12 protein-coding genes are annotated in these 12409 nt (G+C 71.6%); 5 read left to right on the plus strand and 7 right to left on the minus strand.

Going from position 1 to position 12409, the window contains the following annotated elements; translation table 11 throughout:
- Positions 1–31: 31 nt before the first annotated feature.
- The 3 genes from ACRDP3_RS25050 to xylB all read right to left on the minus strand — a co-directional run bounded on the left by ACRDP3_RS25050 (position 32) and on the right by xylB (position 3630).
- Positions 32–607: a hypothetical protein gene (locus ACRDP3_RS25050; protein WP_431519264.1), complete on the minus strand. Its 576-nt coding sequence runs from the start codon at positions 605–607 to the stop codon at positions 32–34.
- Between the two features lie 328 nt (positions 608–935).
- Positions 936–2162 carry an ROK family protein gene (locus ACRDP3_RS25055; protein ID WP_431519265.1) on the minus strand — a complete coding sequence of 409 codons (1227 nt, stop codon included), beginning with the start codon at positions 2160–2162 and terminating at the stop codon, positions 936–938.
- 40 nt (positions 2163–2202) lie between these two features.
- Positions 2203–3630: a xylulokinase gene (gene xylB, locus ACRDP3_RS25060; RefSeq protein WP_431519266.1), complete on the minus strand. Its 1428-nt coding sequence runs from the start codon at positions 3628–3630 to the stop codon at positions 2203–2205.
- Between the two features lie 114 nt (positions 3631–3744).
- Here xylB and xylA point away from each other — a divergent pair, with 114 nt between their 5' ends.
- Positions 3745–4911, plus strand: coding sequence for a xylose isomerase (gene xylA / locus ACRDP3_RS25065; RefSeq protein ID WP_431519267.1), 1167 nt, complete (start codon positions 3745–3747; stop codon positions 4909–4911).
- An 18-nt stretch (positions 4912–4929) separates the two neighbouring features.
- Here xylA and ACRDP3_RS25070 read toward each other — a convergent pair whose 3' ends face one another.
- Both ACRDP3_RS25070 and ACRDP3_RS25075 read right to left on the minus strand, forming a co-directional pair.
- Complete coding sequence (locus tag ACRDP3_RS25070; RefSeq protein WP_431519268.1) at positions 4930–5949, minus strand: sigma-70 family RNA polymerase sigma factor; 1020 nt, start codon at positions 5947–5949, stop codon at positions 4930–4932.
- Positions 5950–6193: 244 nt separating this feature from the next.
- Positions 6194–6487 (minus strand): hypothetical protein, encoded by a 294-nt coding sequence (locus ACRDP3_RS25075; protein ID WP_431519269.1) that lies wholly within the window; start codon positions 6485–6487, stop codon positions 6194–6196.
- Between the two features lie 358 nt (positions 6488–6845).
- Here ACRDP3_RS25075 and ACRDP3_RS25080 point away from each other — a divergent pair, with 358 nt between their 5' ends.
- Positions 6846–8312, plus strand: coding sequence for an amino acid permease (locus ACRDP3_RS25080; protein ID WP_431519270.1), 1467 nt, complete (start codon positions 6846–6848; stop codon positions 8310–8312).
- Between the two features lie 43 nt (positions 8313–8355).
- Here ACRDP3_RS25080 and ACRDP3_RS25085 read toward each other — a convergent pair whose 3' ends face one another.
- Together ACRDP3_RS25085 and ACRDP3_RS25090 are read right to left on the minus strand one after the other, a co-directional pair.
- Positions 8356–9378 (minus strand): DMT family transporter, encoded by a 1023-nt coding sequence (locus ACRDP3_RS25085; RefSeq protein ID WP_431519271.1) that lies wholly within the window; start codon positions 9376–9378, stop codon positions 8356–8358.
- A 357-nt stretch (positions 9379–9735) separates the two neighbouring features.
- Positions 9736–10143, minus strand: a complete 408-nt coding sequence (locus ACRDP3_RS25090) for an ATP-binding protein (RefSeq protein ID WP_431519275.1) — start codon at positions 10141–10143, stop codon at positions 9736–9738.
- A gap of 263 nt (positions 10144–10406) precedes the next feature.
- On the opposite strand from ACRDP3_RS25090, the gene ACRDP3_RS25095 reads away from it, so the two are divergent.
- The 3 genes from ACRDP3_RS25095 to ACRDP3_RS25105 are packed head-to-tail and all read left to right on the plus strand — an operon-like array spanning position 10407 to position 12313.
- Positions 10407–11231, plus strand: coding sequence for a helix-turn-helix domain-containing protein (locus ACRDP3_RS25095; RefSeq protein ID WP_431519272.1), 825 nt, complete (start codon positions 10407–10409; stop codon positions 11229–11231).
- A 3-nt stretch (positions 11232–11234) separates the two neighbouring features.
- Positions 11235–11471, plus strand: a complete 237-nt coding sequence (locus ACRDP3_RS25100; RefSeq protein WP_431519273.1) for a DUF397 domain-containing protein — start codon at positions 11235–11237, stop codon at positions 11469–11471.
- Entirely contained in the window at positions 11468–12313 is an 846-nt protein-coding gene (locus ACRDP3_RS25105; protein ID WP_431519274.1) for an SAM-dependent methyltransferase, read from the plus strand. Before ACRDP3_RS25100 ends, ACRDP3_RS25105 begins: the two co-directional genes overlap by 4 nt.
- Positions 12314–12409 lie beyond the last annotated feature (96 nt).

Raw genomic sequence — 12409 nt, forward strand, 5'->3', positions numbered from 1 at the left:
GGGGCCCGGCGTCTCGGCGGGCAGGGGCGGCTTAGCCGGAGCCGCCGCCACCGGCGTTGTGCGCCGACGAGCCGGAGCCGCCGCCACGCGGACGCAGTGCGGCGGCGGCCAGCACGGCAGGGGCGACCAGCAGCAAGGTGCGGGTGACCAGGGGCATCCTGCCCTCGGAGTGCCGCTGGACAGGGGTGAGGCGAGCGGGGGCGGTGAGACGCGTCGGGGAAGGGGCGGGCGACGGCGGGGGAGAGGGGGTCGCTTCCGGCGTGGGCGTGGGCTTCGGTGCGGGCTTGGGTGGCTCGGGTGCGGGTGGCCGGTGTGCCACGGGGGCCGGGGCGGGCGGTGCGCTGCTGCGCGAGGGTTCCGGCGTCGGCGGGGCGGGCGTGCTCGGCGCCGGTGGTTCGGGCGGCGCCGGTGGTACGGGCGTGGGGGGCTCAGGCGCGCACGAGCGGCGACCGGCCACCAGCTCCACCCGTACGTGGACGGTGACGACGGAGAGTGCCGCGACCGGGCATGCCCCGTGCCGCGCCACCACATCGGCCCGGACACCGGTGTCCGCGTCCGTACGGACGGAGAGACCGGCGTCGCCCGCAGCGGTGTGCCAGGCGCGCACGTCGCTGTGCGGGCCTGGGCCGGTGCCGGGACCGGGCCCGGGAGGAGGGCCGGCTGCCGCCGTTGCGGCACAGCTCAGGGCAAGTGCCGTACCGGCCAAAGCCGTTGCCGTCGTCCGGCGCAGCCGGTGCCTTCGGTGCCGTGGTGTCACACCACGAGGATGCGGGTGTGTTCGGACCGGGGTGCGGCATCCGCCCGCTGATCGCCCGAAGTGCTGAACTTCGCGGCCTGGTGGATTGAACGGCTGAAGAGGCGGACGCGGAGCGGGCACAAGTGAGTGGGCGTCAGGGAGCGTTCGGGTGTGGCCGGGCTGGGGTGTCCGGCCGGCCTCAGCGCGTCGCGGTGTACGACAGCGGGTCGTTCATCACCTTCCGTACGACGGAGTGCGCCGCTCCCAGCAGCGGTCCCTGCGAGCCGATCGCGGAAACCGCCAGCTGAGGCACGGGGCCGGGAGCCGCCGTGCGCTGCTGCAACTCCTGCTCCAGCGCGGGCATCAGCCACGGCGCCAGCGTGGCGAGGGCGCCGCCGAGCAGTACCGTTTGCGGGTCGAGAAGGTTCACCGCACCCGCGAGCGCGATGCCGAGCGCCTCGCCCGCGCGGTGCAGAGCCTCGAGGCAGGCGGTGTCGCCGGCCTCGGCCCGGGTCCGCAGCATGGCCAGGGCCGCGCTGCGCCCGCCGGTGCCTGTGCCACCGGTGCCTGTGCCGGTGTCGACGCCCGCGGCACGCAGCAGGGCCGCCTCACCCGCGTACTGCTCCAGGCAGCCGCGCCCGCCGCAGGCGCACCGTGGCCCCTCCGGTCGCACCGGGAGATGGCCGAGTTCACCGGCGAAGCCGCGTCTGCCGCGCAGCAGTTCACCGTCGAGCACGATCGCGGCGCCGATGCCGACCTCGGCGGAGACGTGGATGAAGTCGCGCGGCGCGGTGCCCTCCTCGCCCAGCCAGAGCTCGGCAAGGGCACCGAAGTTGGCTTCGTTCTCCACAGTGAGCGGGAGGCTGCCGGGCAGGTGCGCGGCGAGATCGGTGTCGTGCCAGCCGAGGTTCGGAGCCCGGACCACGGTGGACGTGCCGCGGGCGACGAGGCCGGGTACGGCGACCGCGAGCCCCGCCGGGCGCAGGCCCGCGGCACCGGCGTCGGCGACGACGCGGTCGACGAGGACGCCGAGCAGCCGCAGTACGGAGGCCGGGTCACCCTCGCGGTCGGATGTCTCCTCGCGCCTGCCGGCGCGGACCTGCCCGCGCAGGTCGACGGCGCACACGGCGAGATGCTCCACTCCGACCTCCGCGCCGATTCCGCACGGTCCCAGGTCGGTGAGTGCCAGCGCGTTGCCCGGTCTGCCGACCCCGCCGGAACGCCCCGGCCCCAGTTCGACCAGGAATCCGGCACGTACCAGCTCCTCGACGAGCGTGGAGACGGCCGCCCGGGTCAGCCCGATCCGCGCGGCGACGGCGGCGCGGGAGACGGGGCCGGTTCTTCCGGCCGCCGCGACCGCGTACAGGACACGGGCGAGGTTGCGCTGCCGCATCTCCTGCTGGGAGTTGGGCGCGGGGGCTGCCATCGGGGTTCCGTTCCGCCGGGGCCGTCTCGAGGGGGCGCGGTCAGCGCTGCCGCAGCAGCGTATCCGCGCCCGCCAGGGTGCCCGCGATGCGGGCCAGCGCGGCGTCATCGCGCGGCACCGCCTCGTAGGAGGGCCCCTCGGCGGTGCCCCAGCGGCGTGCCACCGCTGCCGGGTCCTCCTCCAGCAACAGGCCGGCGGCCTGGGCCGCGGCGCCCAGCGCCACCAGTTCTTCCGCGCGCGGCACCCGCACGGGCCGGCCCGAGAGGCGCCGCACCGTCTCGCGCCAAGCGGTGCCCTTCGCGCCACCGCCGATCAGCAGCAGTGGGGCGTCCCGTGGGGTCTCCTCGTCCAGCACCTCATCAAGGGCCCGCAGCAGCGCGAAGACCGCGCCGTCGTACGCCGCCTGCAGCACCTGTCCCCCCGTGGTGCCGTGCCGCAGACCACTCAGCAGTCCGGACGCGTACGGGAGATTCGGGGTCCGCTCGCCGTCCAGGAAAGGCAGCAGCGTGACGTCGCCGCCGCTCTCCACGGCCTCCCGGCCGAGGCCGAGCAGGGCAGCCAGCCGGTCGACCGCGAGCGTGCAATTGAGCGTGCAGGCGAGGGGCAGCCAGTCGCCGCGGGCGTCCGCGAAGCCGGCGACCGTGCCGGTCGGATCGGTGGGGCGGTGCGGGGAGACGGCGTAGACGGTGCCCGAGGTGCCCAGGCTCAGCACGGGTTGGCCGGGCCGCAGCCCGAGGCCGAGGGCCGCGGCCATGTTGTCGCCGGTCCCCGCCGCGACCAGCGCCCCCGCGGGCAGCGGCAGTCCGGGCCGTACGGTGCCCGCCGCCTCGCCGGGCGTCAGGACGCGCGGCAGCAACTCGGGCCGGAGCCCGACGAGTTCCAGTGTCTCCTCGTCGTAGTTCTGGCCGGCGGTGGCCCACCAGCCCGTGCCCGAGGCGTCACCCCGGTCTGTCGTGCCCTGCCCGGTCATCCGGCCCGTCAGATAGTCGTGCGGCAGCCGGACCGCCGTGGTGGCTGCCGCGGCCTCGGGCTCGTTGTCGCACAGCCACGCCCACTTGGTGACGGTGAAGGCCGGTCCCGGCACACTGCCGATCCGTTCGGCCCACCGCTCCGGACCGCCCTGCCGCTCAATGAGCCGGTCGCTCTGCGGCGCGGACCGCACGTCGTTCCACAGCAGCGCGGGACGCACCGGGCGACCGTCGGCGCCGAGGGCGACGAGTCCGTGCTGCTGTCCGCCGACCGAGACGGCCGCGGCCTCCTCCACCGCCCGGCCGCACTGCTCCAGGGCCGCCTCGAGGGCCCGCCACCACTCCTCGGGGTCGCTCTCGCGGCCGGGACCGGCGCTCACGGTGTGCGGGGCCTGGCCGCGGGCGACGACCTGACCGGTGGCGGCGTCCACGACGAGCGCCTTGGCCGACTGCGTGGAGCTGTCCACGCCGATGACGAGCGGTCCCTCTGGTGCCGACATGAAACCCCTCAGCTTCCTCTTCCCTGGCTGCGTCCCTGGGCGCATACTAATTTGTCAATGGTCATGACGAATAGTGCCGCGCGCAGGGCGACGCGCGGACAGAGGGGCGGCGAGATGAATTACCGGCCGACACCGGAGGACAGGTTCAGCTTCGGGCTGTGGACCGTGGGCTGGCTCGGGCGTGACCCTTTCGGTGACGCGACCCGCTCGCCGCTCGATCCGGTCGAGGCGGTGGGGCGACTCGCCGAACTCGGCGCGTACGGGATCACCTTCCACGACGACGACCTCATCCCCTTCGGCGCCACCGAATCCCAGCGCGACGCGCACGTCAAGCGGTTCCGGCAGGCCCTCGACGCCACCGGCATGACGGTGCCGATGGCGACGACCAACCTCTTCACCCATCCGGTCTTCAAGGACGGCGCCTTCACCGCGAACGACCGGGACGTGCGCCGCTACGCCCTGCGCAAGACCATGCGCAACATCGACCTCGCCGCCGAGCTCGGTGCGCGGACCTATGTGGCGTGGGGCGGCCGGGAAGGTGCCGAGTCCGGGGCCGCGAAGGACGTACGGGCCGCGCTGGACCGGATGAAGGAAGCGTTCGACTTCCTGGCCGAGTACGTCACCGAACAGGGCTACGGGCTGCGCTTCGCCATCGAGCCCAAGCCCAACGAGCCGCGCGGCGACATCCTGCTGCCCACCGTCGGACACGCCCTCGCCTTCATCGACCGCCTGGAGCGGCCCGAGCTCTTCGGCGTCAACCCCGAGGTGGGTCACGAGCAGATGGCCGGGCTCAACTATCCGCATGGCATCGCCCAGGCCATGTGGTCGGGCAAGCTCTTCCACCTCGACCTCAACGGCCAGTCCGGCATCAAGTACGACCAGGACCTGCGCTTCGGTGCCGGGGACCTGCGGGCCGCGTTCTGGACCGTGGACCTGCTGGAGAGCGGGGGCTACGACGGGCCGCGGCACTTCGACTTCAAACCGCCGCGCACCGAGGACTACGAGGGGGTGTGGGCGTCGGCAGCCGGCTGCATGCGCAATTACCTCATCCTGCGGGAGAGGGCCGCCGCCTTCCGCGCCGACCCCGTCGTCCAGGAGGCGCTGCGGACCTCACGGCTCGACCAGCTCGCGCAGCCGACGCTTGCCCCGGGGGAGACGCCCGCGCGGCTGCTGGCGGACCGCACGGCCTTCGAGGACTTCGGACTCGAGGCGGCGGCCGAGCGCGGCATGGCCTTCGAACGTCTGGACCAGCTGGCCATGGACCACCTGCTGGGGGCGTGAGCCCGCGCCGGGGACGGGTCAGCGCCGTGGCGCGTCCGCGGGCACGGAGTCCGGAAGCCCGAACGTACGGAACAGGTCCGCGCCGAAGAAGGCCGCGGCCCTCTCGATGCGGCCGCCGGTGATGGTGAGCACGTGCAGGTTGAAGGGGAGGTAGTCGCCGCCCTCGTGCCGGCCGTAGAGCCCGAAGGCGGGCTGCCCGTTGGCGGCGGTGGGCAGCATGAGGCCCTCGCCGGGACCTATAGGGCACTGGGCGCCGATGAGGCGCGCTATGGCGTCGCGACCGCGGAACCACTCCGGGAACGGCGGCATCTCCCAGACCGCGTCCTCCTTGAACAGCTGCACGATCGCGGCGACATCGGAGTTTTCGAAGGCCTTGGCGTAACGGTCGAGCAGTTCGCGCTGAGCTGGATCGGTGGGCTCGGAGAGCTGGTCTTCGGCGGGTGCCGCCTGCTGGAGCTGCGCCCGTGCGCGCTGCAGCGCGCTGTTGACGCTCGCCGTGGAGGTGCCGAGCAGCTCGGCGACCTCGGCGGCCCGCCACTTCAGCACCTCGCGCAGGAGCAGCACGGCGCGCTGCCTGGGCGGCAGATGCTGCAGCGCGGCGACGAGCGCGAGCCGCATGCTGGAACGGGAGACCACCACCGATGCCGGGTCCGACGGCTGCTCACCGCTGAACAGCGCGTCCGGTACCGGCTCCAGCCACGGCACCTCGGGAGCCTCGGTCACGGGACGTTCCGGGTCGTCGCTGGGCGCGCCGAGCCCGGACGGCATCGGGCGGCGGCCACGGCTCTCGATGGCGGTCAGGCATGCGTTGGTCGCGATCCGGTAGAGCCACGTACGCAGCGAGGAGCGGCCCTCGAAACGGTCGGCCGCGCGCCAGGCCCGCAGGTAGGTGTCCTGCACCAGGTCCTCGGCGTCGTGCACCGAGCCCATCATGCGGTAACAGTGCGCGAGCAGTTCACGCCGGTACGGCTGCGCACGGTCGAGGAGATCGTCACGGGCGGGTGCCGTGAGGGAATCGCCGAGAGTGCCGTCTGCCATGGTGGTCGCCCTTCGCCCTGTTCGACGCTCGTCTATGAGTTTCGCAGGTGTGGTGCGCTCGCATCGCAAAAATGTGCGAATTAATGGAAGAGACTTCCCATGCCACCGCTACCTATACGGCCATTATTCGCCCAATTGACGCCGGACCGGAACGGGCGCGAGGGATGGGCGGGGGAAGGCGGGAAAAGACGAGGGAAGCGGGGCCGCGCGTGTCCGGTGGTGCCGCTGGACACGCTGGTGTTGTTCAGGCGTCTCCGCCGCGTCGTCGCTTGCGAGACCTTCGCCGGCTCTTGCTGAAGAACCAGCCGGCGGGGGGTTTGTCGGCTCGCCAGGGCTGCGGCTCGGGCGGCCGGTCGCGCCACCGCTCCCGGAGCATGCGCGTCCGCGCGGTCGGTTCGCTCACCTCGGCGCCCCGGATGAACGCCTCGTCCAGAACGGGCCCGTCCCAGGACCCCTTCTCTGCCTCGCCAAGCGCTTCCCCGGCTTCGCCGGGGACATCCTCCCCCTCCCGGCCACGGTCCCCGGGTTCGGTGTCCATGGGCCTGCCTCCGTCCACTGTCCGCGCTTATCGGGATCTGGTAGGAGAACGCCCCGCCGGTCGCGTCGGTTCCGCGTGGGCGGCGGCGAAGCGGAAGGCGCGGGAGAGGTGGCGAGGGGAGGGGCCGGTTTCGCCGATCGCCCGGAATGTGCTGCTCCGGATGTGTTTCCGCCCGCCTCGACCCCACCGCTGGGGAGGCGACTGTTCACCCTTGGTGATGATGACGTAGATCACCTTGACCGTCCCGCCCAGCTGGGTTCTAGTGACCCACTGACCCAAGTCAGCGGCGAAGTACCCGGCGGGACCTTCGAATGAAGGCCGGTTCGGGGCATTGCCCAGGGAACTGAAGGAACGATAGATGGGCATGCGACCGCCGAACGTCACCGAGAGTGGTACTGAAGAGCGCTCGGGGCAGGCGCCCTCGTCCGCGAGCACCACGGAACCGGACACTCTGAAGGCGGGATTGAAGAACCGCCACCTTTCCATGATCGCGATTGGCGGTGTCATCGGTGCCGGCCTCTTCGTAGGATCGGGAGCCGGCATCGCCAAGGCCGGTCCGGGCATTCTGGTCTCGTACGCGCTCGCCGGGCTGCTGGTCGTCCTGGTGATGCGGATGCTGGGCGAGATGGCCGCGGCGGACCCCTCCTCGGGCTCCTTCTCGACCTACGCCGACCGCGCGCTCGGACGCTGGGCGGGCTTCACCATCGGCTGGCTCTACTGGTTCTTCTGGGTCGTCGTACTCGCGGTGGAGGCGACCGCCGCGGCCACCATCCTCACCGGCTGGGTCCCGGCCGTCCCCCAGTGGGCCTGGGCACTGCTGGTGATGGTGGTACTGACGGTCACCAACCTCGCCTCGGTGGGCTCCTACGGAGAGTTCGAGTTCTGGTTCGCGGGGATCAAGGTGGTGGCGATCGCCGCCTTCATCCTGATCGCCGGGCTCGCCGTCTTCGGCGTGCTGCCCGGCAGCGAGGCGGCGGGGGCGTCGAACCTGACCGGCCACGGCGGTTTCCTGCCGAACGGACCAGGGGCGATTCTCTCCGGCATGCTGCTGGTGGTCTTCTCCTTCATGGGCAGCGAGATCGTGACCCTGGCCGCGGGTGAATCCGCGCAGCCGGAGAAGATGGTCAGCCGCGCCACCAACAGCGTGATCTGGCGCATCGGCACCTTCTACCTGGGCTCGATCCTGCTGGTGGTGCTGCTGCTGCCGTGGAACTCCAAGGCGGTCGTCGAAGAGGGCCCCTACGTCGCGGCGCTGAACGAGATCGGTATTCCCCACGCGGGCACCATCATGGACGTCATCGTGGTGACCGCCGTGCTCTCCTGTCTCAACTCCGGTCTCTACACCGCCTCCCGGATGGCCTTCTCGCTCGGCAAGCGCCGCGACGCGCCGAAGTCCTTCTCGCAGGTGAACAAGCGAGGTGTGCCGGCGATCGCCATCTGGTCCTCGGTCGCCTTCGGTTTCGTCGCCGTGATCTTCAACTACACCTCCCCGGACACGGTCTTCCAGTTCCTGCTGAACTCCTCCGGCGCCGTGGCGCTCTTCGTGTGGCTGGTCATCTGCTTCTCCCAGCTGCGGATGCGGCCCATCATCGAGCGGGACATGCCCGAGCGGCACACGGTGCGCATGTGGATGTACCCCTACCTGACGTACGCCACGATCGCCCTGATCCTCTTCGTCGTCGGCTACATGTTCTACGACGCTGAGGGCCGGCAGCAGATGGTGATGTCCATCGTGGTGGGCGGTCTGGTGCTCGCCATCGGGATCTGGCGGCAGCGCAGGGACGCGAACGCCGGCCGGCAGGAGAAGCTCCCGGCCGACAGCTGACGGCGGACAGCTTCCGGCGGCTGCCGGCCGACCGCACGAGCGGTCAGCCGGCAGCCGTCCTTTTGCGGGAGCGGACCGGGACGGTCAGCACGGTCAGCACGAGCAGCCCGAGCAGGACCAGGCCGGTGCCCGCCCAGGCCCAGCCGCCGAGCCGCTCACCGACGACGGCGACGCCCAGCACCGCGGCCACCACGGGCTCGAAGAGCGAGAGGGTGGTCGCCGAGCCGGCGGTCACCCTGGCCAGCCCCGCGCCGAAGAGCACGTACGCCAGGCCCATCGGCACCACAGCCAGGTAGGCGCCCACCGCCAGTCCGCGCGGATCGGTCAGCAGCGGCCCGCCCGTCGCCGCAAGCACCGGCAGCAGCACGAGGGCGCCGAGCCCGAAGAGGGCGCCCATCGCCGCACGGGACGAGTGGCCGGCGCGGATGACGCGCGCCCCGTAACAGGTGAAGACGGCGTAGCAGGCACCGGCCAGCAGGGCCAGGGCCACTCCGCCGGGCAGGTCGTCGCCGACTGTGGTGCCGCCGTGCGCGGTGAGGGTCAGCAAGGCGCAGCCGGCTCCCGCCGACAGCGTCGCCGCCAGCCACCTGAGCGTCAGCCGGGTCCCGTGCAGCAGCCGTTCCAGCAGGGCGGCGAAGACGGGCGAGCAGCCGATGGTGATCACTGTGCCGGTCGCCACCCCGGCTCTGGCCATCGAGGTGTAGAAGGCGAGCGGGTAGACGGCGACAGCCAGTCCGCCCAGCAGCGCCCACCACAGCTGCCCACCGCCCGCGCGGAGCACGCGCAGCGCCGAGCGTCCGGCGAGCAGGAGAGTGAGCAGCCCGCCGGCGCCCATCGTGACGGCGCCGATCGACAGCGGGGAGGCGGCCGCGGGCGCGAAGCTGGCGGCGGTGCCTGTGGTGCCCCACAGGCTTGCCGCGGCGAGTATGAGAAGGGCGCCCCGTCCCCCGCCTGCCGCACGGCGAGCGGGGGACGGCGCGGCGCCCGGGCGCGGTCCGTCGGATGAGTCGACCGAGGTGACGGGCGTGTGCGCGCGCCCGGTGGAGCTGGCAGCGGAGGAAGGCATGCGGATTGCGTCCTGATCCGTTGAAGGCCGGTGTTGACGGTCATCGGATGGGCGCAGGAGTACTCAGCGGCTCGGTGCGGTGAAGCAACCTTGAGCTGCTGGGGACACGGGCGGCCTCGCGCCGCCCGTCATGAAGAAGTGCGCCCTCAGCGGGACGCCGGGGGCGGAGTGACCGCGTGCCAGTAAGTGCTGTCCATGCCTGGCAGCCTAACCGAAGCGCCGGTGCGGGTACACGGAGAGCCGGGGGGCGGGACGTGAGGGCGGCCATGGCATCCCGGCAGGGCACGGCACTGCGCCACCGCCCGTGTCTGAGCGGTGGCGCCGTGGTGGCCGGGGCGGGGGTGGGCGAGAGCGTTCTCAGTGCTGGGCGGCGGTATGGGCGCAGGTCAGCTCCGCCCATACGGCGTGGCCCCTTCGCGGACCGCGGGCCAGTCCGCCGGGACGGATGCCCCATTCGTCGGCCAGCACGCTGACCAGCAACAGGCCACGGCCGCTTTCCCCGTCCGTGTCCACCGATCCGGTCGGGCGGGGCTGCAGCGGATGCGGGCCGCCGCCCTGGTCGGTCACCTCGAGATGCAGCCGTACACCGATCACCCACAGCTCGCAGCTGACCTTCTCACTCGCGGTGTGGCGCACCGCGTTGGTGAACAGCTCGGACACCAGCAACTGGGCGTCGTCGCACGCCTCATCGTCGACGCACCATGCGTGCAGCCGGTCGAGTACTCGTCTTCGCGCCCTGGACACGGAGGTCTCCAGGGCGGGCAGACGGAACGCGTCCCGGAGCGGGTGTACCGACGGGGCAGCGGGCCGTTCCTCTAATGAGAGGGAGTCATGGGGGGAAGCCACCGCTCCACTATGCGGTTCGTCACTCGCGCCTGGCAAGGATCAGTCTGCAAATTACAGAATCGTTCGGGCCAGGCTGTCCTCACCCGCGGCGTCATGCCAAACTGCTGCACCATGAGGGCAGTTGGAGGCGAGAGGTAGTGGTGGACTCGCGTGCGGGCGGAGGTGCCCCCACCGTTTTGCGGGTGGTGCTCGGCAGGCGGCTGCAGCATCTGCGGGAGAGTTGCGGGCTGTCCTACGAGCAGGCCGGCCGCGCACTCGATGTCACTCATGCCACGGTCCGCCGGATGGAGAAGGCCGAGGTCGGCCTGAAGGTCGTCTACGTCGAGAAGCTGCTGCAGACCTACGGGGTGACCGAGCGGTCGGAGGTCGAGCAGTTCCTCACCCTGGCCCGGCAGGCCAACCAGCCCGGCTGGTGGCATCGCTACCGCGACGTGCTGCCCGAATGGTTCAGTGCCTTCGTCAGCCTGGAGAGCGAGTCACGCGTCATCCGGGCCTACGAACCGCACTACGTGCCCGGCCTGCTGCAGACCGAGGGGTACGCGCGGGCCGTGCTGCGCGCGGGGATGCCGCAGGCGCCGGAAGAGGAGATCCGGCGTCAGGTGTCGCTGCGGCTGGAGCGCCAGGCCATTCTGGAGCGGGACGAGCCGCCCATGCTGTGGGTGGTGCTGGACGAAACGGTACTGCGCCGTGCCATCGGCGGCCCGGAAGTGATGCGCGAGCAGATCGGCCGGCTCATCGAGGCCGCCGCCCAACCCCATGTACGGCTGCAGATCATGCCGTTCAGCGTCGGTCCGCACCCGGCGATGTACGGCCCGTTCCACCTCTTCCGGTTCCCCATCGACGAACTCCCGGATGTCGCCTGCGCGGAGAGCTTGGTCGGAGCCGTCTACTTCGACCACCGCGACGACGTGACGGCCTTTCTGGAGGCGCTGGACCGGATGTGCGCCCAGGCCGCGCCCGTGTCGCGGACGGAGGCGATCCTCAGTGCGATGCGCAAGGAGATCTGAACCATGGGTCGTATCTACAACGGCATGCCCGCCAAACACCTCGGCACCGAGGGCTGGCACAAGCCCTGGAGCGGTGGCAACGGAGGCAGCTGTGTGGAGGCTCTGAAGCTGGCCGACGGAAGCGTCGCCCTGCGGCAGTCGGCGGACCCGGACGGGCCCGCACTCATCTACACCCCGCACGAGATCAAGAAGTTCATCCAGGGCGCGAAGGCCGGCGAGGCCGACTTCCTGCTCGCATGACCCGCAGCAACGAGAGCGAGGACGATGTGTCGGAGACGGGCTTCACCCCCGAGCAGATCGACACCACCAAGCCGCACCCGGCACGGATGTACGACTACTACCTGGGTGGCCGGGACAACTACGAGGTGGACAGGGAGGCCGCGGAACGCGTCCTGGGCCACGCACCGTTCATCAGGCCGACCGCCCGGGGGAACCGCGACTTTCATCACCGGGCGGTACGTGCGGTGGTGGACCGCGGCATCCGGCAGATCATCGACATCGGCACCGGCATCCCCTCCTCGCCCAACACTCATGAGGTGGCACGCGAGGTCGCCCCGGACACGCGGGTGGCTTACGTCGACAACGATCCGATAGTGGCGACCTACGCGGGCGCCAAACTGACCAACTCCGGGAACGCGAGCTTCGTACTGGCCGACCTGCGCGACCCCGAGGCGATCCTCGACCACCCCACGACACGCCAGCTGATCGACTTCGACCAGCCTGTCGCCCTGATGCTGGTCGCCGTGCTGCACTTCATCCGCGACGACGACGAGCCGGGGAAGATCATCTCGGCGCTCACCAGCCGGCTGCCGGAGGGCAGTTGCCTCATCCTTTCCCACATCACCGCGGACTTCGACGGCGGGGAAGCGCTCCGGCAGGTGGCAGAGGTCTACAAGAACTCCACCGCTCAGCTCATCATGCGCAGCAGCGCCGAACTGATGCCCTTCTTCAACGGGTTCGAACTCATGGAGCCGGGCCTGGTACGGCCGCCCCTGTGGCGGCCGGACGGGCCGGTCCCGGAGGGCGAGGAGCTGGCGCAGCACCAGGGTTACGCGGGCGTCGGCGTCAAGGGCGGCGCGTAGGGCCGCGTGCGAGGCCTGTCGTGAACTGACCGCCGGGGGCCGCCGTCACGGGGCGGCGGGCCCCGGGCCGTACCGTCTGCCCGGGGATCGAGTGGG

It is taken from the genome of Streptomyces sp., assembly GCF_050698815.1.
In the GTDB taxonomy this organism is placed as follows: domain Bacteria; phylum Actinomycetota; class Actinomycetes; order Streptomycetales; family Streptomycetaceae; genus Streptomyces.

What these genes read in the sequence shown, in the direction of transcription:
- ACRDP3_RS25055 (WP_431519265.1), bottom strand. Translation starts at nt 2,162, where the DNA reads ATGGCAGCCCCCGCGCCCAACTCCCAGCAGGAGATGCGGCAGCGCAAC.
- xylB (WP_431519266.1), bottom strand. Translation starts at nt 3,630, where the DNA reads ATGTCGGCACCAGAGGGACCGCTCGTCATCGGCGTGGACAGCTCCACG.
- xylA (WP_431519267.1), top strand. Translation starts at nt 3,745, where the DNA reads ATGAATTACCGGCCGACACCGGAGGACAGGTTCAGCTTCGGGCTGTGG.
- ACRDP3_RS25070 (WP_431519268.1), bottom strand. Translation starts at nt 5,949, where the DNA reads ATGGCAGACGGCACTCTCGGCGATTCCCTCACGGCACCCGCCCGTGAC.
- ACRDP3_RS25075 (WP_431519269.1), bottom strand. Translation starts at nt 6,487, where the DNA reads ATGGACACCGAACCCGGGGACCGTGGCCGGGAGGGGGAGGATGTCCCC.
- ACRDP3_RS25080 (WP_431519270.1), top strand. Translation starts at nt 6,846, where the DNA reads ATGGGCATGCGACCGCCGAACGTCACCGAGAGTGGTACTGAAGAGCGC.
- ACRDP3_RS25085 (WP_431519271.1), bottom strand. Translation starts at nt 9,378, where the DNA reads ATGCCTTCCTCCGCTGCCAGCTCCACCGGGCGCGCGCACACGCCCGTC.
- ACRDP3_RS25100 (WP_431519273.1), top strand. Translation starts at nt 11,235, where the DNA reads ATGGGTCGTATCTACAACGGCATGCCCGCCAAACACCTCGGCACCGAG.
- ACRDP3_RS25105 (WP_431519274.1), top strand. Translation starts at nt 11,468, where the DNA reads ATGACCCGCAGCAACGAGAGCGAGGACGATGTGTCGGAGACGGGCTTC.